This window comes from Thioalkalivibrio sulfidiphilus, from assembly GCF_000377945.1.
Lineage (GTDB): Bacteria > Pseudomonadota > Gammaproteobacteria > Ectothiorhodospirales > Ectothiorhodospiraceae > Thioalkalivibrio_A > Thioalkalivibrio_A sulfidiphilus_A.
On sequence record NZ_KB898937.1, the window covers coordinates 18,197 to 36,905 of the forward strand.

19 protein-coding genes are annotated in these 18,709 nt (G+C 65.7%); 9 read left to right on the forward strand and 10 right to left on the reverse strand.

The genetic code is table 11. The features are described 5' to 3' along the window. Positions 1-4: 4 nt before the first annotated feature. The 3 genes from D580_RS0108300 to D580_RS0108310 form a co-directional block, all read right to left on the reverse strand. Positions 5-1,906: a DUF294 nucleotidyltransferase-like domain-containing protein gene (locus D580_RS0108300; RefSeq protein WP_026289824.1), complete on the reverse strand. Its 1,902-nt coding sequence runs from the start codon at positions 1,904-1,906 to the stop codon at positions 5-7. A 126-nt stretch (positions 1,907-2,032) separates the two neighbouring features. Beyond that, a complete protein-coding gene (locus tag D580_RS0108305; protein WP_026289825.1) occupies positions 2,033-2,380 on the reverse strand; it encodes a DUF4870 family protein in 348 nt (115 codons plus the stop codon). Positions 2,381-2,623: 243 nt separating this feature from the next. Next, positions 2,624-2,836, reverse strand: a complete 213-nt coding sequence (locus tag D580_RS0108310) for a hypothetical protein (protein ID WP_018953946.1) — start codon at positions 2,834-2,836, stop codon at positions 2,624-2,626. A 102-nt stretch (positions 2,837-2,938) separates the two neighbouring features. On the opposite strand from D580_RS0108310, the gene D580_RS0108315 reads away from it, so the two are divergent. Further along, entirely contained in the window at positions 2,939-3,481 is a 543-nt protein-coding gene (locus D580_RS0108315; protein ID WP_018953947.1) for a hemerythrin domain-containing protein, read from the forward strand. Beyond that, positions 3,474-4,178 carry a hemerythrin domain-containing protein gene (locus tag D580_RS0108320; RefSeq protein ID WP_018953948.1) on the forward strand — a complete coding sequence of 235 codons (705 nt, stop codon included), beginning with the start codon at positions 3,474-3,476 and terminating at the stop codon, positions 4,176-4,178. Before D580_RS0108315 ends, D580_RS0108320 begins: the two co-directional genes overlap by 8 nt. A gap of 119 nt (positions 4,179-4,297) precedes the next feature. Here D580_RS0108320 and D580_RS0108325 read toward each other — a convergent pair whose 3' ends face one another. Both D580_RS0108325 and D580_RS0108330 read right to left on the reverse strand, forming a co-directional pair. Next, positions 4,298-5,065: a hypothetical protein gene (locus tag D580_RS0108325; protein WP_018953949.1), complete on the reverse strand. Its 768-nt coding sequence runs from the start codon at positions 5,063-5,065 to the stop codon at positions 4,298-4,300. 160 nt (positions 5,066-5,225) lie between these two features. Beyond that, complete coding sequence (locus D580_RS0108330; RefSeq protein ID WP_026289826.1) at positions 5,226-5,615, reverse strand: group II truncated hemoglobin; 390 nt, start codon at positions 5,613-5,615, stop codon at positions 5,226-5,228. Positions 5,616-5,856: 241 nt separating this feature from the next. On the opposite strand from D580_RS0108330, the gene typA reads away from it, so the two are divergent. Both typA and D580_RS0108340 read left to right on the forward strand, forming a co-directional pair. Further along, positions 5,857-7,674, forward strand: coding sequence for a translational GTPase TypA (gene typA / locus D580_RS0108335; RefSeq protein ID WP_018953951.1), 1,818 nt, complete (start codon positions 5,857-5,859; stop codon positions 7,672-7,674). Between the two features lie 221 nt (positions 7,675-7,895). After that, complete coding sequence (locus D580_RS0108340) at positions 7,896-9,098, forward strand: response regulator (protein WP_018953952.1); 1,203 nt, start codon at positions 7,896-7,898, stop codon at positions 9,096-9,098. A gap of 114 nt (positions 9,099-9,212) precedes the next feature. Here D580_RS0108340 and D580_RS0108345 read toward each other — a convergent pair whose 3' ends face one another. Beyond that, positions 9,213-9,551: a hypothetical protein gene (locus tag D580_RS0108345; RefSeq protein ID WP_018953953.1), complete on the reverse strand. Its 339-nt coding sequence runs from the start codon at positions 9,549-9,551 to the stop codon at positions 9,213-9,215. A 38-nt stretch (positions 9,552-9,589) separates the two neighbouring features. Beyond that, on the reverse strand, positions 9,590-10,054 hold the full coding sequence (gene lexA / locus D580_RS0108350) for a transcriptional repressor LexA (RefSeq protein WP_026289827.1): 465 nt from the start codon (positions 10,052-10,054) through the stop codon (positions 9,590-9,592). A 158-nt stretch (positions 10,055-10,212) separates the two neighbouring features. Here lexA and D580_RS0108355 point away from each other — a divergent pair, with 158 nt between their 5' ends. After that, a complete protein-coding gene (locus tag D580_RS0108355; RefSeq protein WP_018953955.1) occupies positions 10,213-10,413 on the forward strand; it encodes a hypothetical protein in 201 nt (66 codons plus the stop codon). Positions 10,414-10,425: 12 nt separating this feature from the next. On the opposite strand, the gene D580_RS0108360 is transcribed toward D580_RS0108355, so the two are convergent. Both D580_RS0108360 and D580_RS0108365 read right to left on the reverse strand, forming a co-directional pair. Further along, positions 10,426-12,996: an EAL domain-containing protein gene (locus tag D580_RS0108360; RefSeq protein WP_231363523.1), complete on the reverse strand. Its 2,571-nt coding sequence runs from the start codon at positions 12,994-12,996 to the stop codon at positions 10,426-10,428. A gap of 89 nt (positions 12,997-13,085) precedes the next feature. Further along, the gene (locus tag D580_RS0108365; RefSeq protein ID WP_018953957.1) at positions 13,086-14,510 is read right to left on the reverse strand and encodes a CPBP family intramembrane glutamic endopeptidase; all 1,425 of its coding nucleotides are present in this window, start codon (positions 14,508-14,510) and stop codon (positions 13,086-13,088) included. Positions 14,511-14,662: 152 nt separating this feature from the next. Between D580_RS0108365 and D580_RS0108370 the strand changes: the two genes are divergently transcribed. From D580_RS0108370 to D580_RS0108385, 4 genes are all read left to right on the forward strand, one after another. Further along, positions 14,663-15,181 carry a hypothetical protein gene (locus D580_RS0108370; protein ID WP_018953958.1) on the forward strand — a complete coding sequence of 173 codons (519 nt, stop codon included), beginning with the start codon at positions 14,663-14,665 and terminating at the stop codon, positions 15,179-15,181. Positions 15,182-15,268: 87 nt separating this feature from the next. Beyond that, entirely contained in the window at positions 15,269-16,396 is a 1,128-nt protein-coding gene (locus tag D580_RS0108375) for a PQQ-dependent sugar dehydrogenase (RefSeq protein WP_018953959.1), read from the forward strand. A 233-nt stretch (positions 16,397-16,629) separates the two neighbouring features. Beyond that, positions 16,630-17,289: a peptide-methionine (S)-S-oxide reductase MsrA gene (gene msrA, locus D580_RS0108380; protein ID WP_026289829.1), complete on the forward strand. Its 660-nt coding sequence runs from the start codon at positions 16,630-16,632 to the stop codon at positions 17,287-17,289. Then, on the forward strand, positions 17,276-17,845 hold the full coding sequence (locus D580_RS0108385) for a DUF924 family protein (RefSeq protein ID WP_018953961.1): 570 nt from the start codon (positions 17,276-17,278) through the stop codon (positions 17,843-17,845). Before msrA ends, D580_RS0108385 begins: the two co-directional genes overlap by 14 nt. Before the next feature lie 77 nt (positions 17,846-17,922). Here the strand turns inward: D580_RS0108385 and D580_RS0108390 are convergent, their stop codons facing one another. Next, a complete protein-coding gene (locus D580_RS0108390) occupies positions 17,923-18,708 on the reverse strand; it encodes a gamma-glutamyl-gamma-aminobutyrate hydrolase family protein (protein WP_018953962.1) in 786 nt (261 codons plus the stop codon). Position 18,709 lies beyond the last annotated feature (1 nt).

Here is an 18,709-nt window from a genome sequence, read left to right on the forward strand (position 1 = left end):
GGCGTCAGCGGGTCGGGCTGGGGTAACGAAAGCGCAGGAACTTCTGCGCATTGCTCAGCACCTGGAAGGCCTCCTTCAGATTGTGCCGCTCCAGGGGAGATACCCGCTCAGGATCAATGGCGTTGTCGGCAGGCTGGTCGTGCTTGACCTCATAGGCCTGGTGTCGCAGACGCATGATGGACATGAACTCCAGGGCATAGCGCAGCTTGTCCGTTTGTCCCGCGGGCAACAGGCCGGCCTGATCGATATCATCCAGTCGTTCGAAGGCATTCTGCCTGCGCGAGCCGGCGGCCAGGGCATGGACCCGGATCACATCGTTCATGGGCGCCACACCGCGACGTTTGATGTTGATGATGTTGTTCTGTTTGCCGTCCTGCTCCAGCACGAAGGTACGGAACAGGCCCAGTGGCGGCGTGCGGCTCAAGGCGTTGCGCGCCAGGGCGGCAAGGAACTTCGGGCTCTGCCGGGCCCGGGTCGAGATCAGCTCCTGCAAGACCTCCACGAAGCGCTCCTCGCCGTACACGGCATCCAGATCAAAGAAGATGGAGCTGTGCAGCAATCGCTGCGGATCGGGTTGCGCGATCCATTCCTCGAAGTAGCGCTTCCACTGCGACAGGGGCTGACGCCAGAGATCATTGGTGGCCATGATGCCGCCCTTGCAATAGGGGTAGGCGCAGGCATCCAGCCCGTCGCTGACCCTTTCCGCCAGGGCCTTAAAGTAACCGTCATGGCGCTTCGAGTCGAAGTCGTCATGCAGCACCAGGGCATTGTCCTGATCCGTGGTGACCGACTGGTCATTGCGTGCCAGAGAGCCGTGCACCATGAAACAGTAGGGCACCGGTGGCGGACCCAGCTCTTCCTCGGCCAGCTCCACCAGGCGGCGCATCAGGCTGCGGCCGATGGTGGACATGGCGTTGCCGATCATCTGTGATGTGGCGCCCTCGTCCACCAGGCGCACGAACGCCGCGCGGATATCCGGCACCAGGCGCGCCAGCCCCTTCACCGAGGTCCGATTGAAAATATTGCTGACCAGGTAGGCACTGCTGTTGGTCTCGTAACGCACGATGTCCGCCAGGTGCACCACGCCCACGGGGCGCCGCCGGTGCAATACGGGCAGTCGCTGGATGTTGTGGCGCAACATGGCGAGCATGGCCTCGTAGACCGACTCGTCGGACTGGATGGCGATCAGCTGCCCGTGGCTGATGGCGCTGAGCGGCGTATCCGGCGGCGCGCCCCGGGCGACGATGCGTTCCCTCAGATCCTTGTCGGTCACCATGCCGACCAACTGCCAGTGACGTCCTTCCGCATCGGAAAATGCCCGTTCTGTATCATCACTCATCGCGGGTGCGATGAGCAGCACGGACGAAACATCCTCCTCTGTCATCAGACATGCCGCCTCCTGGACGGTGGCGGATTCCTGGATCATCACCGGCAAGCGTGAGATCAGACGGCGTACCCGTGTCACCATCAAGTCATTGCTGCGTGCCGTCTGCTCCACGGTGCTCTGCAGCCGAGACCCGGAAAGCTCTACGAAATCGGCGAATTGATCGTCCTCGTTGCAGAGGCGATCGAACACCGCTTCCGGGATCAGGTAGAGCAAGGTATCTTCGATGGCCTTGACCGGGAAGCGCACCCGCCGGTTACGCAGTAGACCGAACTGTCCGAAGATGTCCCCCTCGCCGAGACGGTTGTACAGTTCGCCGCTGTGCCGGTAGACCTCCACCGCACCACTGCGGATGTAGGGCAAGGCATGGATGGCATCGCCATGGGCGAAGATGCTCGACCCTGCCTTGTAATAGGCGATCTCCACCGAGGCGGCCACTTCGTCCAGCAGCTCATCACTCAGGGTGTCGAAAGGCGGAAACCGCCCCATGTGTTCACGTATTTCCCTGACTTCTGCTTCCATGGTCAATGCGCTTCTCGGTTGAGAATGGATACCTGCCGAGACAGAGGTCGAAGGTAAAACAACAAGGGGGCTGCTTACCAGCAGCCCCCTTGTGTCGAACCCGCACCCGTCAGTACGGGCCCGCTATCACCACAACAGGGTCTCCGGATTCTCCATCGGCTTGTTGTCCAGGGCACGCAGCACGCCCTTGACGCAGCGGACCAGGGTCCACACGAACCACCACAGCAGGATCAGGTAGCCGATGATCAGCATGGCGGTGAGCACGCCCACGATCATGTAGATCAGGCCGAACCAGAAGGTGCGGATCTGGTACTGGTAATGGCTCTTCGCGGCGGCATCCGCCTCGCCGCGCTTCATGTGCGCCATGATCACGCCCACCAGGGCGGTCAGTCCGATGAAGAAGCCCACGAAATAGAGCACGTAGATGATCATCACCGGGCCGCTCTTGAGCTGCTCGGCCGGCGCTTCCTGCATGGGTGATTCCTGTACCTGGGACATGGAGGTTTCCTTGTTGTGTCGTTGTTGTGTCGCGCCCCGTGGCGCCATTCAAGTGTGGGCAGGCAGGAATCAAAATTCAACATTCAAGATTCAAAATTCAAAAGTCAAAAGCAGGAACGCAAAGGGCGCAAAAGGGGCACCAAGAGCGCGAAGTAATTCATGGTGAATAAAAAACCTTTGCGATCTTCGCGCAGACCTTCGCGCCCTTCGCGGTTCGCTTTACAGCACCTGATCAATCGGCACAACGCATGCACTGTATGTCGTAACGGTCCACCCAGCGATTGAGGGCCACGGCGGTATCAGATGTCCGTGGATGCGCGGCACGTTGCCCGGGATCAGGCCGGGATGGGCCAGCCACAGCAGGCCCACCAGCCCGCCCAGCAGGCTGTAGATCAGGGCGGCGAGGATGAACAGACGATTGCGGGGGTGCATGGCCGACTCCGGTGTTGCCTACCACCAGAGCACATAAGATGTATATTAAATACATTGATGATAATCAAAGACAATCGGATCAATCCGTACCACACTTCAGCGATGAAATCGTTTTTCAAACCGCCCGCCCCGGGCTTCGACGATCCGCTCGGCATGCTGCACGCCTGCCACGAGCGCATCCTAGAACGCCTGGAGACCCTCGAACGCCTGCCGGAGCACCTGAGCCGGCGTGGCGCGGACCCGGACGCCCGTCACGCGGCGGAACGCATCCTGGACTACTTCGACCGGGCCGCGCCCCAACACCACGCCGACGAGGATACCGACCTGTTCCCCCTGCTGCTCGGCTGCCGGGGCCGGGCTGAATGGGACACCCGCCTGCCCCTGTGGCTGGAACAGCTCAGCGCCGAGCACCCGGGACTCGAGCGGGGCTGGGCAACACTGCGCCCCCGGCTCGAGGCGGTCATCAGAGGCGACAACGACGCCATGCCCCGCGCCGTCGAGTGGATCGCCAGCACCCGCCGCCATCTGGCCCTGGAAGAAGAACGCGTCCTGCCCCTGGCCCGGCGGCTGCTGAACGCGGACGAAATCCGAGGCCTGGGTCGTGCCATGGCATCGCGTCGCGACGTGGCGCTGAGCCATGGCTGATTTCACCCTGGACCTGCGCGGCCTGGGCAGCCATGCCCACACCCGCGCCTACTACACCCTCAAGGAACTGTGTCCCGGCCAGGTGTTCGAGGTGCTGCTCGACCAGGCACCGGAGATGCTCATGGAGGCGGTGAGCCTGCAACTGCGCCACGGCATCTACTGGCAGACCGATGCCGCCGGCCCGCCCCTGTGGCGGCTCAGCGTGCGCCGCCGGGAAGACGTGGAACCGGTGGACCTGGTGGACCTGCTCACCCGCGACCACCTGCGCATCGACCGCCTGTTCGCCAGCGCCCTGCACAAGGTCAACGCCGAGGACCTCGCCGGCGCGGAGCCGGACTTTCGCGCCTACGTCACCGGCCTGCGCCGACACATCCAGGTGGAGAACGAACTGTTCGTGCCGCTGCTCGACCTGCCCCGGCACCCGTCTGGCCAGGACCCCACCTCGGTGATGCTGCGCGAACACGAGGAGATCCTGGAACAGACGGCCCTGCTGGAAAGCCAGTTCGACGAGGGCGTGGACGCCGGCTGGGAAGTGGCGCCTTTCTTCGCACTCATCTCCGGCGCCCTGGCCAAGCACGAAGGCCGCGAGGAAACGAACCTGTTTCCCCACTGGACGCGGGCGCTGCGCTCACTGCCCGACGGCGGAGTGGAACTGCTGGCCCGGGCGAAGACGATCCTGGCCGGGGATGAATCCTGAAACGCCTCAACGCAAAGTCGCAAAGTCGCAAAGAACGCGAAGGGAATATCGTCATCAGCAGGACGGATATTGGTACCCGTCCCTGACACAAGAGTCATCTTCGACTGTTCCGCAGTTGCTCAAGCAGAACCAGGGGGGCGCAACGCATCCTGAGGCAGCCAGATCCAGCCCTCCGAGGCTGGAATGTGCCCCGGCGGCGGGGCCAGGGTTTCGGGCTGATGGGCGAACAGATGACCGATCAGGGCACAGACCAGGGCATCCCGCTTGTCCTCATGATCCAGGTCCGCCGGCCAGGCCCGCGACGAGGGATCGTTCACGTCTCTCGGGGCGTAGTCATCCAGCAGCGCCTGCACCCGCAGCGATGACCTGCAGGGCGACGGATAGGCCTCGATGGCGGTGAGGCCCGCCCCGTCGCTCCACACCCCGCAGCGCTCGATCCGGGACGCGAACCGGCCCAGCACATGCATGCCCTTGGTGGCCTGGCTGCCGATCATGTCCTTGACCGGTGACAGCGGCCTGACACCCCGCGCGAACAGGTAAAATTCAGCGGCACGGAACAGGTACGGATTGCTGTGTGATGCACCAGGTGCAGGCGCGGCCTCGAACCGGGTCACCAGCGCCTTGAAGGCCTCGGAGAATCCCAGCGGCGTGTCGATGGCCAGCACGACCCGGCTGTGATCCGCCGGCGCGGGCAGGCCGCACAGGGCGAACAGGGCCCCGATCCAGCCGCGTGTGTCTGCCGCCCCATTGATGGTGCCGCGCAGATTGCCCCGCCAGGGGACGCCGAGGCGCTTGCGGTCGGCATCCAGGATCACCAGGGCATCCCGGCTTGCCGGGTTGTGGTCGCAGTTCCAGCCACCCACGTCCCAGCCTATGGAGTAATGCATGGGGTTTCATTCCCGTGCCGACGTTGAATGTCTCATCATCTGTCTGTGCCTCGCATAGTGCATCTGCTCCTGATGAAGCTTTCATCCCTCCGCCCCTTTATCACACGACTTTGCCGACTCCGCGCCTCCGCGCCTCCGCGGCAATCCTTTCAAGCCCCCCTCACCGATTCCGCATGTGATCCGCCAGCTGCCAGAAGGCATGGCGCACCCCCTCGCGCAGCGCCTCTTCCTCCACCAGCTCATCCAGGGCCTGGTTCATGCACAGCATCCACTGGTCCCGGGCCTGTTCGTCGATCGGAAACGGCAGGTGGCGGCGGCGCAGCATGGGGTGGCCGTATTCCTGGATGTAGAGCGGCGGGCCGCCCAGCCAGCCGGAGAGGAACTTGAACAATTTTTCCCGGGAGCCGGCGAGGTCTTCCGGGTGGAGCTTGCGGATCTCCCAGGCCTCGAGGAGGGTGTCCATGAGCTCGTAAAAACGGTCTACCAGGGCGCGGACGGCGGGTTCGCCGCCCATGCGAGTGTAGGGGGATTCGGGATTGACAGAGGACATTCAAAACTCGATGTTGAAAGCTGATCCGTTATCTGCGAAAAACGCGGAATTCACAGAAATTAAACACTCAATCGCCACAATTTGCGTCCATTCGCGTTTATTTGCGGACCCCGGGTTGGTTTTTGGCCGGTTTCCGGCCCCAAAGGCGCGCCAGCATAAAAGAAATCCGACGCTTCTCCTGGCGTTCGGATATAATTTTGCACCTTTTTCTCGTTACCCGCCCAGGCAGGGCCTTCCCAGTATGACCGACAAGCTTCGCAATATCGCCATCATCGCCCACGTTGACCACGGCAAGACCACGCTGGTGGATAAGCTGCTTCAGCAGTCCGGCACCTTCGGTGAGCGGGCCCACATCACCGAACGCATGATGGACTCCAACGCCCTGGAGCAGGAACGTGGCATCACGATCCTGGCGAAGAATACGGCCCTGACCTGGAACGGCTACCGCATCAACATCGTGGACACCCCCGGACACGCCGACTTCGGCGGCGAGGTGGAGCGTGTGCTGTCCATGGTGGATTCGGTGCTGCTGCTGGTGGATGCGGTGGACGGGCCCATGCCCCAGACCCGCTTCGTGACCTCCAAGGCCTTCGCCATGGGCTTCAAGCCCATCGTGGTGGTGAACAAGATCGACCGCCCCGGCGCCCGACCCGACTGGGTGGTGGACCAGATCTTCGATCTGTTCGACCGTCTGGGCGCCACCGAGGAGCAGCTGGATTTCCCCGTGGTGTACTGCTCGGCACTGAAGGGCTTTGCCGGGCTGAGCAAGGACGTGACCGAGGGAGACATGACGCCCCTGTTCCAGACCATCATCGACAAGGTGAGCCCGCCGGCCGTGGATGCCGAGGGCCCGTTCCAGATGCAGGTCTCCTCGCTCGATTACAACAGCTTCCAGGGCCTGATCGGCATCGGCCGCATCACCCGCGGCAAGGTCAAGACCAACACCGCCGTGAAGGCCATCGACCGGGAAGGCAACGTGCGTTCCGGGCGCATCCTGCAGATCCTGGGCTTCAAGGGTCTGGAGCGCGTCGAGGTGCCCGAGGCCCGGGCCGGCGACATCATCGCCTTCACCGGCATGGACGAGCTCTACATCTCCGACACCCTGTGCGATCCAGCCGCCGTGGAGGCGCTCAAGGCGCTCACCGTGGACGAGCCCACCGTGAGCATGACCTTCCAGGTGAACACCTCCCCGTTCGCCGGCAAGGAGGGCAAGTACGTCACCTCCCGCAACATCCGCGACCGGCTGTTCGAGGAGCTCAAGCACAACGTGGCCCTGCGCGTGGAGGAGACCGACGACCCGGACAAGTTCCGCGTCTCCGGCCGTGGCGAGCTGCACCTGTCCATCCTGATCGAGAACATGCGCCGCGAGGGCTTCGAGCTGGGCGTGTCCCGCCCCGAGGTGATCGTGCGCGAGCGTGACGGGGTCCGGGAAGAGCCCTATGAGATGGTGACCGTGGACGTGGAGGAGCAGCACCAGGGCGCCATCATGGAGAAGCTGGGCGGACGCCGCGGCGAGCTGCTGGACATGATCCCCGACGGCAAGGGCCGGGTGCGCCTGGACTACAAGGTGCCGTCCCGCGGCCTGATCGGCTTCCAGACCGAGTTCCTCACCGCCACCTCCGGCACCGGCATCCTGCACCACGTGTTCGACAGCTACGGCCCCTACCGTCCGGGCTCCGTAGGCGCGCGCAACAACGGCGTGCTGATCGCCAACGGCGCCGGCAAGGCCCTGGGCTATGCCCTGTTCAATCTCCAGGAACGCGGCCGCCTGTTCATCGGCCACGGCGACGAGGTCTACGAGGGCATGGTGATCGGCCTGCACAGCCGCGACAACGACCTGGTGGTGAACCCGCTCAAGGCCAAGCAGCTGACCAACATCCGCGCCGCCGGCTCCGACGAGAACATCATCCTCACACCGCCCATCCGCATGACCCTGGAGCAGGCCCTGGAGTTCATCGAGGACGACGAGCTGGTGGAAGTCACGCCCAAGTCCATCCGGGTGCGCAAGAAGATGCTGCTGGAGCACGAGCGCAAGCGGGCGTCGCGCGCGGCGAGCTGAGGCTGCGCCTTGCCCCGACCCGCGCGGGCCGAACTACCCAAGCATGGGTATTCGGCCCGGGGTCGGGCCTCCTACGTCTACACCGGGGCCTCGGGCGATTCCGCCCTACCCTCCTACAGACAAATCCGCCATTCATCCCGGCGGGGGCACCGTTTGTGTCCCAGACCTCATTACTTCTTGCGAATTGGGTGCTAACCTCCTGAAAAACATCGGGAGGAGCCATGCACGCGACCATCGCAGACAGCACGGAGAGCGCGGAAAGCGCCGACAGCTACACCATCGCCAAGCCCCGCATCCTGGTGGTCGAGGACTCCACCACCATGCGCAAGGCGATCCGCCGGCTGCTCAGCAACGACTTCGAGGTGGTGGAGGCCGACGACGGCGACACCGGCTGGGAGCTGGTGCGCGACGATCCCAGCATCCAGGTGGTGTTCTCCGACCTGATGATGCCGCGCATGAACGGCTTCATGCTGCTGCGCCAGATCCGCGAGTCCATCCACAGCCGCATCAGCGAGCTGCCGGTGATTATCATCACCGGGCACGAGGACGACGAGAAGATGCGCCGCCAGGCCATGGCCCTGGGCGCCACGGACTTCATCACCAAGCCCTTCGACTCCCTGCAGCTGCGCGCACGCGCCAAGGCCCACGCCAAGTTCGAGCACACCCAGCGCCGCCTGCAGCAGGCCACCCAGGCCCTGGAGCAGCGCAGCACCATCGACCCGCTGACCGGCCTGGCCAATGCCAACTACTTCCGCGAACACGGCCCGGTGCTGCTGTCCTTTGCCATCCGCCACGGCAATGAGCTGTCGGTGCTGCGCATCGACGTGGACCAGTACGACGAGCTGTTCCGCAAGCGCGGCCGCCAGGTGGCGGACAAGGTGCTGGTGAATATCTCCAAGATCATCACCGGCAGCGTGCGCCGGGAGGACACGGTCGCCCGGGTGGGCCTGTCCAAGTTCGCCGTGCTCATGCCCGGCGCCAATGAACAGGTGGCTCGCGAGGTCGCCAGCAAGATCCACGATCTCAACCAGAAGGCCGGCTACCGCCTGGGCAACACCCGCTTCGCCATGACCGTGAGTGCGGGCCTGGTGACGCCGGCCCTGTACGAGAACCTGCAGTTCGACGAGGTGATCAAGCTGGCCGAGGCACGGGTGGCCAAGGCCATGGCCTCCGGCGGCAACACGGTGGTGTTCGAGGAAGGCCCGCCGGCGGAGAGCCGCGCCGCCCCCGAGGGGCGCCGCGTGGCACTGTCCGTGGAAGAGGCCCTGATCCTGCTGCGCACCGGCGACACCGCAAAGGTCAACGAGCAGCTGGGCCCCCTGCTGCGGCGCATGTTCCCCCTGCTGGTCCACGCCAACCGCCAGCTGCGCCTGGGCATGGACGGCGCGCTGCTACAACTGAAGAACCGCGCCAAGGAGCTGTAGACCAGGGAATCTCGGACAGGATTCACATGATTAACGGGATTGGAAACCAAGAAAGCGGCCAGGAGGCCGCTTTCTTTTTGAAATCATGTTCATCATGTAAATCCTGTCAGATCCTTATTTCCCATCCACCCTGGACAGCATGCGCAACCCGCCTAGCATGCTGGTCAGGCGTCGGCGGATCTCCGCTTCGGTCTCCTCGGGGGGAAGTTCGGGCAGGTCCCAGACCTTGAGCCGTGCCGTGGGTGGCAGCGCCGGACAGCGCTGCCGGGTGTCCACGTCGAGGGGAATCACCAGGTCGGCCCAGGCAAGCTGTTCGGCGTCGAGCCGGTCCAGATCCACGCCGCGCCCTTCCATCCACCCGGCGCCGATCTCACCCATCAGCCGGACCGCAAGGTCCGTGCGCCAATCCCCGGAACCCCCGATGAACAGCACACGCGCCGCCCGCTTGAACATTGGCCCTTTTCTTGCCTCTTGCCTCTGGCAACGTGTCTCTAGCGCATGTCCCTGATCACACCCGTGACGATGCCCAGGATCTCGATCTCCTCGTTCCTGAGGATGATGGGATCCATGTCCGGGTTGGCAGGCTGCAGGCGGATGCCGTCGCGCTCCACGTAGAACTTCTTCAGGGTCACCTGCTCGCCGTTGATCATGGCCACCACGGTCTGGCCGTTCTCGGCGCTCTGGCGGCGCTCCACCACGATGATGTCGCCGTCCTGGATGTTGTCGTCGATCATGGAGTGGCCGCGCACCCGCAGGGCATAGGTGTTGCGCCGGACCATATGGGCGGGCACCGAGACCCGCTCGTCGTCGCTGCACAGGTCAACGGGCAGGCCGGCGGCCACCCAGCCGAGCAGGGGGATCTCGCAGGTATCGACCGGCGCCGCCTCGAAATTCTCCATGCCGGCGGGCCAGACGGGGCGGTTCAGCTTGGGGATCAGCAGGTGCAGTTCGGACATGGGTTTCACCTCGGGGCTGGGACGCATGGTCCGAGCATAACACAAGACCTTTCATTTACAGCAAGTTAACAGAAACTCCTAAAGTTGATTGGGCATTTTGTGGGGCGATGTCCCCGGGTCCATAATGGCAGGCACCCCATGCTTCAGGAGCCAGCCCCATGCGCAGCCTCAAGGAATATCCGGTCAACGAGCTCAAGCTCATCTACCAGACCCTGCACGCCAGCCTGCCCAACGAACCGGAACTCATGGACAGCCTGCTGCTGGAGGACCTGCAGCGTTTCCTGCAGGAGCGTGCCAGTCAGGACGGGGTGGACGTCTCCACCCACAGTCAGTGGGCGGGCTGGCTCAACGACCGCTGAAACTTCCCAGGATCAGGCCTCCCGGGCGACGCATCGGGACAACGCGCCCGCCGGCCCCGGGCGACCATAGAGGTAGCCCTGGAAATAGCGGCAGCCCAGGGCCAGCAGCTTGTCCCGCTGGGCCTCGCGCTCCACGCCCTCGGCGATGACCCTCAGGTCCAGGCTCTCGCCCAGGGCCACGACGGTGCGCACGATAGCCTCGTCGTTGCTGTCCACCAGCAGGTCACGCACGAAGGACTGGTCGATCTTGAGCTGATCCAGGGGCAGGCGCTTGAGATAGGACAGGGATGAGTAGCCGGTGCCGAAGTCGTCCAGGGAGAAACGCACGCCCCGGGCTCGCAAGCGCATCATGATGCCGATCATGTCCTCGACGTTGTCCACCAGCTGACTCTCGGTGAGCTCCATCTCCAGCCGGCGCGGATCCGCGCCACTGTCTTCCAGCACGTCCTGCACCCGGGAGACGAAATCCGGGTGCCGGAACTGACGCACGCTGACATTGATGGCCAACACCAGCCCGGCCATCTCGGGATCGCGGGACCAGGCCGCCAGTCGGTCACAGGCCTGCCGCAGCACCCAGTCGCCCAGGGGCAGGATCATTCCGGTGGCCTCGGCCACTGGAATGAACTCGCCCGGCGAAACCAGACCCCGCTCGGGATGCCGCCAGCGCAGCAGGGCCTCGGCGCCCACCACCGTCCCGGCCGCATCCACCTGGGGCTGCAGATCGAGGAAGAACTGCTCCGTCTGCAGGGCCTCGCGCAGATCCGCCTCCAGCGCCGCCCGGGCGCTGACCGCCGCCTGCATGGAGGGATTGAAGAACCGCAGGCCGTTGCGCCCGGCGGACTTGGCCTCGTACATGGCCAGATCCGCGCGCTTGAGCAGTTCTTCCACCGTGTCATCGCTGTCGCTGAACATGGCGACGCCGATGCTGGCGGTGATGCGGTAGACCACCCGGTCCAGGCTGAAGGGTTCGCTCAGCACCCCCAGCAATTTCTCGCCCACGTGGCGCACCTGGTGCACCGCCTCGCCGCCCTCGGGCTGCAGCCCTTCAAGCATCACCACGAATTCGTCGCCACCCAGGCGCGCCAGGGAATCGTTCTCCCGCACATGCTCGCGCAGCCGCTCGGCGATCTGCTGCAGCAGCAGGTCGCCCATGTCGTGACCCAGGGTGTCGTTGAGATTCTTGAAGTTGTCCAGGTCGATGAACAGCAACGCGCCCTCGTGACCGGTGCGGTCGCAATTGGCCAGGGCGTGGCGCAACTGATCGATGAGCAGGCGGCGGTTGGGCAGACCGGTGAGCGGATCGAAGAAGGCCAGCTGGTGCACCTCCTCCAGGATCTTCTTCTGTTCACTGATGTCGGTGGAGATGCCGCACAGGGCGTGGATGCTGCCGTCGGCATGACGCAGGGGGAGCTTGACCGTCAGGAAGGTGTTCACGTGCCGGCCGTCGCGGGTGCGATTGTGCTCTTCCTCGGCGAAGCGCTCGCCGCGCTCCAGCACCAGGCGATCATTCTGCTCAAGTCTGGCGGCCGTTTCGGCATCGAAGAAATCCGCGTCCCGGCGGCCGATGATGCGTTCCGGCGAGGCACTGAACAGCTCGCAGAGCTTGCGGTTGGCGTACTGGTAACGCAGCTCCGTGTCCTTGATGTAGATGCACGCCTCGACGCTGTTGAGGATGGTGGACAGGCGCTCCTCGCTGGCGCGCAACTGGCGGGTGCGCTCATTGACCTGCAGGCGCAGGAACAGACTGAACAGCAAGGCCAGCCCCAGGGCCGCCAGCAGGCCCGCCAGCCCCCACCACAGATGCTCCGGGATGCGTGTCTCGGTGTGCTCGAAGCCCCAGCTGCGCAGGATGTCGAAGTACACCGAACCCGGGGTGTCCTTCCAGCGGGTCAGGTGGGCGTCGATGCGTGCCAGCAGGTCGGCGTTGCGTCCCCTGGGGGCTGCATAGAACAGCTGCACGGGCTGGAACATGATGGGCGTGACCCGCAGGCCCATCTCCAGGGCCCGCTGGTCGCCGAAGCGATGGTTGGCCACCACCGCGTCGGCCTCTCCGGCAATTACCCGGTCGAATCCCTCCTGCAGGGTCTGCACCGGCAGCCAGGAGACGCGCACGCCGAAGTTGTCCAGCAGGTCCATGAGAAAGCCCTGCTGGATGGAACCTTCCAGTACCGCCAGGGAACGCCCCTCCAGGTCCAGCATGGAATCGATGCGCGCACCCGGCCCCTGGTAGACCTGGGACCAGCTGTACAGGGCGGGCACCCGGTGAAAATCCATGCGCGCGGCCCGCTCCTCGCTGTAGGCCACGTCGGGCAGCAGGTCGAGCTCGCCCCGGCTGAGCAGTTCCAGGCACCGGGACCACTCGCAGGACACCGGGACCAGCCGCCAGTCTTCCTCCTGCGCCATCTCCCGGAGCAGATCCCCCAGGATGCCGGTGATCGTGCCGTCGGCCTCCAGCATCAGCTTGGGCGCGTTGTCATAGACGCCCACCCGCACCTCCCGGGCATCAGCCGCGGACGACGCAACCACCAGGCCCAGCCACATCAGGCCGATCCTTAGCCATCCCGCTGAAGCGACGAACCGCATGGGGTCTCCGGAAATGAGCATCCGGGATTACTTTACAATCAGACTGGGATTCATGCCGCCCTTTCTTGCCACCGTGCAGCGCGCCTGGCTCAGCGGTAAAACAACACCAGCGTGGACACCGCCACGGCATTGCCGAGGCCATGCACCACCATGGCCGGCAGCAGGCTGCGGAAGCGCTCGAAGCTCCAGGCCAGCAGCACGCCGCTCCAGAACACCGCCAGCATGGCCGTGAAGCTGTAGAGGTGCAGCAGGCTGAACAGGGCGGCGGAGAGCAGGATCGCCACCCAGGGGCGCATGACACTGCGCAGGGTCACGTAGACCAGGCCCCGGAAGGCGATCTCCTCGATGATCGCCGCCCACAGGATGGCGTTGGTGGCGGCCAGCAGGGTGTTGCGCCAGGAGCCGAACATGGCCAGTTCGTGGATGCCCTGTGACCAGTGGCTCTCCAGCCCCAGACCCCAGCCCAGCGCCGAGATGAGCATGTTGCCGGCCCAGTGCACCGCCAGCAGCATCACGGTCACCGCCGCGAAGGCCTTCAGACCCACGCCCCGCAGGCTGAGACCGAAGCCCTGCACGAAGCCCATGCCCCGGGGCTTGAGCAGGTGCCGGCGCATGAGCCAGAGCATGGGCAGACCCGCCACCAGGGTGATCCACAGGGACAGGATGCCGGGGCGGAAGTAGTGCTGCTGGAACAGCCCGATGCCCACCACCAGGATGGCGTACAGGGCGGCGCGCACCATCACGGCGAAGCCCTGGGCGGCGGGCCAGGGATCGTCCAGCACCGCCGCGCGCCAGGCCGGAGGGTGGGTGAAGACCCGCGCCCGGGCCAGCAGGATCAGGCCGAGCGCCAGGGTCACCGTCACCGTGATACCCAGCCAGCGCAGCCGCTCGCGCATCTCGGCGCCGCGCTGGTTCAGGGCAAGACGGAAGGCCTCGGCCGTCTCCAGGTCACCAGCCTGCTCGGCCAGGCGCATGCGCAGGTGATCCCTGCCCCAACCGCCCGGCACCATGCGCGCCCCGTAGCGCAGCTCCGAAGGGGTCAGGTACTCCCCCTCCACCCCATAGGCATGGGCCAGGGTGGCGATGAGCACATCCTCCTCGGGGCCGCTGCCCAGGCTCTGCAGCCCTTCGATGAAGGCCTCCCGCTGACCCGTCTCGGCCAGGGCGATGAGCCAGCGGGCGCGGGTGTTCTGCTCGTTCCAGGGCTTGACCCGGTGCGGGTTGCGCTCGAACCACTCCAGGGTCTCGGCATAGATGTCGATGGACTTCTGCTCCACCGCGCTGCGTTCGCCGAACAGCAGGCGGTGGTAGGCCCGTTCCCAGGCAGGCACGGTCTCGTAGCCGCCGTAGAAATAGAGATGCCGGTCCGCCTTGCGTCCGGCGGACTCGCCCACGAAACGCAGGCCCGAGGGGCCCTCGGTGGTCAAGGCGGGGTACAGGCTGATGGCCATCACGGCCGCCACCAGCAGGGCCAGCAGGCCGGTAAACCAGGGATTGGGGCGGGATCGGGCCATACAGCTCCGATCATGGCACGGCGGGCTTTGTTCCCGATACGGGGACAGGGGCCACCATCCAGGGGACGCGCGGTGCCCCACATCCCGGCCGGGATGGTTTATGGTTAGTGCAGGCGATCTTGCCTGTTGCGCTGCCCGATAAAGAGACCCGCATGTCCCAAGCCCAGTATCGCGTCATCCTCACCGGCACCCTGGCCAGCGGCGCCGACCCCGCCCAGGCCGAGGCCAACCTGGCGCAGCTGTTCAAGCTGCCGTTGGATCGGGCCGAGGCCTTGGTCAAAGAGGCACCGGTGGTGATCAAGAAGGGGCTCGACGAGGCCACCGCCCGTAAATACCAGGCGGCCCTGCACAAGGCCGGCTGGCTCTCCGAGGTGCGCCTCTGGGAGGCGGCGGAGAGCACCGACACCCCACCCGCCGCGCCGCCGGCCCCGGAACCCTCCCGTGCCGCCGGCCCCGCGCCCCTGGAGGCCAGCATCGCGCCGCCCGGCTCGCTGCTGGCCGACCCCCGGGAAGTTCCGCCGCTGCAGGTGGATCTCTCCGGCATCACCCTGGCCGAGCCCGGCGCGACCATCGGCGATCCCCGGGAAGTCCCCCCGCTGCGGGTGGATCTCTCCGAACTGAGCCTGGCCGAACCCGGCGCGCGTCTGGACGAGGACCCGACCGGGCGCTGACTACCCAGGCGCCCGGCCGGCGCGGGGAACTTGAGGGCGCCCCGGCAAACAAAGGCCCTACCATTCAAGGTAATGAGAGGATTCGTCATGACCCGATTCATCACCTGGCGCAGCCTGCTGGCCCTGCTGCTCATCCTGCCCATGGGCGCCTGCGCAAACCCCAACCTGGACACCCGGGAACACGTGGTCAAGGTGGTGCCCCTGACCGACGGCCTGGAACACCCCTGGTCCCTGGCCTTCCTGCCCAACGGCGATATGCTCATCACCGAGCGCCCCGGGCGCCTGCGCATCTTCCGCGACGGCCAGCTGCTCCCCGAACCCGTGTCCGGCCTGCCCGAGATCCGCGCCTTTGGCCAGGGCGGTCTGCTGGACATCGCCCTGCACCCGGACTTCGAGAACAACCGCCTGCTGTATCTCTCCTACGCCGCTAACCACCAGGGCGGCATCACCACCCGGGTCGCCCGGGGCCGCTTCGAGAACGACGCCCTGCACGACGTGGAGGTGCTGTTCACCGCCGAGCCCGCCTCCGATAACGGCCGCCACTTCGGTTCCCGGCTGCTGTTCGACCGGGCCGGTTACCTGTACATCACCGTGGGCGACCGGGGCGACATGCCCCGTGCCCAGGATCTGAACGACCACGCCGGTAGCACCATCCGTCTGCACGACGACGGCCGCATCCCCGAGGACAACCCCTTCGTGGGCCGAAGTGACGCCCGCCCGGAGATCTACACCTACGGCAACCGCAACGCCCAGGGCATGGCCCTGCATCCCGAGACCGGTGCCGTGTGGCAGCACGAGCACGGCCCCCGGGGCGGCGACGAGCTCAACCTGATCCGCTCTGGCGTGAACTACGGCTGGCCGGTGATCACCCACGGCGTGGAATACTCCGGCGCCACCATCGGTGAAGGCATCACCGAGAAGGAGGGCATGGAACAGCCGGTGCACCACTGGACCCCGTCCATCGCCCCGTCCGGCATGGCCTTCTACACCGGCGACGTGTTTCCCAACTGGCGCGGCAACGTCTTCGTCGGCGCCCTGGCCCACACCCACGTGACGCGTCTGGTCATGGACGGCGACCGGGTGGTGGAAGAGGAACCCATGTTCCGGGAGATGGGCCAGCGCATCCGCGACGTGCGCCAGGGCCCGGACGGCTACCTGTACCTGCTCACCGACCACACCAACGGCCGGCTGCTGCGGGTGGAACCAGCAGAGTAAGATCAGGAATCGCCGCAGAGGTGCGGAGCCGCAGGGCAAAGGCAATGGACAGGATGAACAGGATTTTTCAGGATTGATTAAAACCGAGTAAAGCTGCGTTTTCGATCTCAAGCTTTCATCCTGTACATCCTTCAAAATCCTGTGAATCCTGTCGTTCCTTGAATCCGTTCTTAGCGTCTCCGCGTCTCTGCGGCAGCTTGTCATGCCCTTGAGCCCAAACGAGGACCAACACCATGTTCGGATTCCTCAAATCCGTTGAAATGCCCAGCCCGGAGGAGGCCCTGCCGGGTCGTGCCGAGGCGATGCCGGTGCCGGAGCGCCATGCCGTGCTGGGCACGCCGCTGACACCCCCCTGGCCCGAGGGCATGGCCGAGGCCGTGTTCGGCCTAGGCTGTTTCTGGGGCGCGGAAAAGACCTTCTGGAAGCTGCCCGGCGTCTACACCACGGCGGTGGGCTATGCCGCCGGCTACACCCCGAATCCCACTTACCGGGAGGTGTGCACCGGGCGCACCGGCCACAACGAGGTGGTGCGGGTGGTCTACGATCCGGCGAAGATCCGCTTCGCCGAGCTCTTGAAGGTGTTCTGGGAATCCCACGACCCCACCCAGGGCATGCGCCAGGGCAATGACGTGGGCACCCAGTACCGCTCCGGCATCTACCTTTCAGATCCCGCCCAACGGGCCGAGGCCGAGGCCTCCAGGGCCGCCTACGGCGCGGCGCTCGCCGCGCGCGGGTTCAGGCCCATCACTACCGAGATCCTGGACGCGCCGCCCTTCTACTACGCCGAGGACTACCACCAGCAGTACCTGGCCAAGAACCCGGGCGGCTACTGCGGCCTGGGCGGCACCGGCATCCCCTGCCCCGGCTGGGAACCGGCGGATGCTAGGGCCTGAGGCAGCCCTGCCGCCGGATGCGGCGGCGATCCTCGAATTCTGGTTCTCAAGCCGGGTCAAGCCCCGCTGGTTCCGGTCCACCCCGGAACTGGATACTGAGATCCGCGAGCGCTTCGAGGCCCTCTGGCAGCGGGGCCGCGCGGGAGCGCTGGACCACTGGGGCGAGACCGCAGAAGGCGCCCTGGCCCTGGCGATCCTGCTGGACCAGCTGCCGCTGAACATGTTCAGGGGTCACCCCGATGCCTTCTCCACCGAGGCCGCCGCACGCCGCGTGGCCGATGCCGCCATCGCCCGGGGCCTGGACCAGCAGTTGCCCCCGGAGCAGCGCGCCTTCCTCTACCTGCCCTTCATGCACAGCGAGGACCTGGACGACCAGGACCGCTCCGTGACCCTGTTCTCCCAGCCGGGCCTGGAATACAACCTCAAGTGGGCCACCCATCACCGGGACATCGTCGCCCGCTTCGGCCGCTTCCCCCACCGCAACGCCATCCTCGGCCGGGAGAGCAGCCCGGAGGAGCAGGCGTGGCTGGAGAGCGAGGAGGGCTACGAAGCTTAAGTGCGAAGTGTGAATTGGGAAGTGCGAAGTGTGAATTGGGAAGTTGGAAGGATAAACAACACTTCGCACTTCCCAATTCACACTTCGCACTTCTGATGCGCCGCGTTCACCAGCGCCCTGAACAGCCCCTGCTGACTGCGCTTCTGGGGCAGGTACTCCGGGTGCCACTGCACGCCGATGGCGAAGCGCCGCCCGGTGTGCTCCACCGCCTGGATCACCCCATTGGCCTCCCGGGCCACCACCCGCAGGCCTTCGCCCAGCCGGTCCACGCCCTGGTCGTGCAGGGCATTCACGGGGCAGCGTTCGCAGCCCAGGATCTGCCGCAGCATGGAATCCGGCGCCAGGGCCACGGTCTTTCTCGGCAGCACGCTGCGGATCTGCGGATGCTCCTCGTGGAAACCCTCCAGCCCCTGGTGCAGGGAGCCGCCGCAGACCACGTTCATGAGCTGCATGCCCCGGCAGATGCCCAGCAGGGGCAGGTCCCGGTCCAGGGCGTCGCGGATCAGGGCCTGCTCCAGACGATCCCGGTCCGCATCCCCTTCCGGCGCATGGGTGAGCAGGGTGCGGCGCAGGGCCCACAGCAGCGGATAGACCAGCAGGCCCAGCAGGCGCTGACCCAAGCGCGGTTCGGCGGCCTCGTAGTCCTCCAGCAGGGTGTGGCGGTGGGCCCCGTAGAGCACCGGGTCCACGTCGGCGCCGCCGCCGATGATCAGGCCGTCGAGCCTGAGTTCCGCCCTCGGCCGGCGCGGGGTGATGCGCACCGCCCGACCGCCGGCGCGGCGCACCGCCAACCAGGTGGCGTACCAGGCGGCCAGGCCGCCCCGGTCCGGGCCGGTGACGCCGATCAGGGGACGCTGGGACATG

Excerpts from the sequence above, each read along its gene's own strand:
- typA (WP_018953951.1), top strand. The coding sequence starts at position 5,857 with ATGACCGACAAGCTTCGCAATATCGCCATCATCGCCCACGTTGACCAC.
- D580_RS0108305 (WP_026289825.1), bottom strand. The coding sequence starts at position 2,380 with ATGCAGGAAGCGCCGGCCGAGCAGCTCAAGAGCGGCCCGGTGATGATC.
- D580_RS0108340 (WP_018953952.1), top strand. The coding sequence starts at position 7,896 with ATGCACGCGACCATCGCAGACAGCACGGAGAGCGCGGAAAGCGCCGAC.
- D580_RS0108315 (WP_018953947.1), top strand. The coding sequence starts at position 2,939 with ATGAAATCGTTTTTCAAACCGCCCGCCCCGGGCTTCGACGATCCGCTC.
- msrA (WP_026289829.1), top strand. The coding sequence starts at position 16,630 with ATGTTCGGATTCCTCAAATCCGTTGAAATGCCCAGCCCGGAGGAGGCC.
- D580_RS0108365 (WP_018953957.1), bottom strand. The coding sequence starts at position 14,510 with ATGGCCCGATCCCGCCCCAATCCCTGGTTTACCGGCCTGCTGGCCCTG.
- D580_RS0108320 (WP_018953948.1), top strand. The coding sequence starts at position 3,474 with ATGGCTGATTTCACCCTGGACCTGCGCGGCCTGGGCAGCCATGCCCAC.
- D580_RS0108325 (WP_018953949.1), bottom strand. The coding sequence starts at position 5,065 with ATGCATTACTCCATAGGCTGGGACGTGGGTGGCTGGAACTGCGACCAC.
- D580_RS0108360 (WP_231363523.1), bottom strand. The coding sequence starts at position 12,996 with ATGCGGTTCGTCGCTTCAGCGGGATGGCTAAGGATCGGCCTGATGTGG.
- D580_RS0108390 (WP_018953962.1), bottom strand. The coding sequence starts at position 18,708 with ATGTCCCAGCGTCCCCTGATCGGCGTCACCGGCCCGGACCGGGGCGGC.
- D580_RS0108375 (WP_018953959.1), top strand. The coding sequence starts at position 15,269 with ATGACCCGATTCATCACCTGGCGCAGCCTGCTGGCCCTGCTGCTCATC.
- D580_RS0108345 (WP_018953953.1), bottom strand. The coding sequence starts at position 9,551 with ATGTTCAAGCGGGCGGCGCGTGTGCTGTTCATCGGGGGTTCCGGGGAT.
- D580_RS0108330 (WP_026289826.1), bottom strand. The coding sequence starts at position 5,615 with ATGTCCTCTGTCAATCCCGAATCCCCCTACACTCGCATGGGCGGCGAA.
- lexA (WP_026289827.1), bottom strand. The coding sequence starts at position 10,054 with ATGTCCGAACTGCACCTGCTGATCCCCAAGCTGAACCGCCCCGTCTGG.
- D580_RS0108300 (WP_026289824.1), bottom strand. The coding sequence starts at position 1,906 with ATGGAAGCAGAAGTCAGGGAAATACGTGAACACATGGGGCGGTTTCCG.
- D580_RS0108370 (WP_018953958.1), top strand. The coding sequence starts at position 14,663 with ATGTCCCAAGCCCAGTATCGCGTCATCCTCACCGGCACCCTGGCCAGC.
- D580_RS0108385 (WP_018953961.1), top strand. The coding sequence starts at position 17,276 with ATGCTAGGGCCTGAGGCAGCCCTGCCGCCGGATGCGGCGGCGATCCTC.
- D580_RS0108310 (WP_018953946.1), bottom strand. The coding sequence starts at position 2,836 with ATGCACCCCCGCAATCGTCTGTTCATCCTCGCCGCCCTGATCTACAGC.
- D580_RS0108355 (WP_018953955.1), top strand. The coding sequence starts at position 10,213 with ATGCGCAGCCTCAAGGAATATCCGGTCAACGAGCTCAAGCTCATCTAC.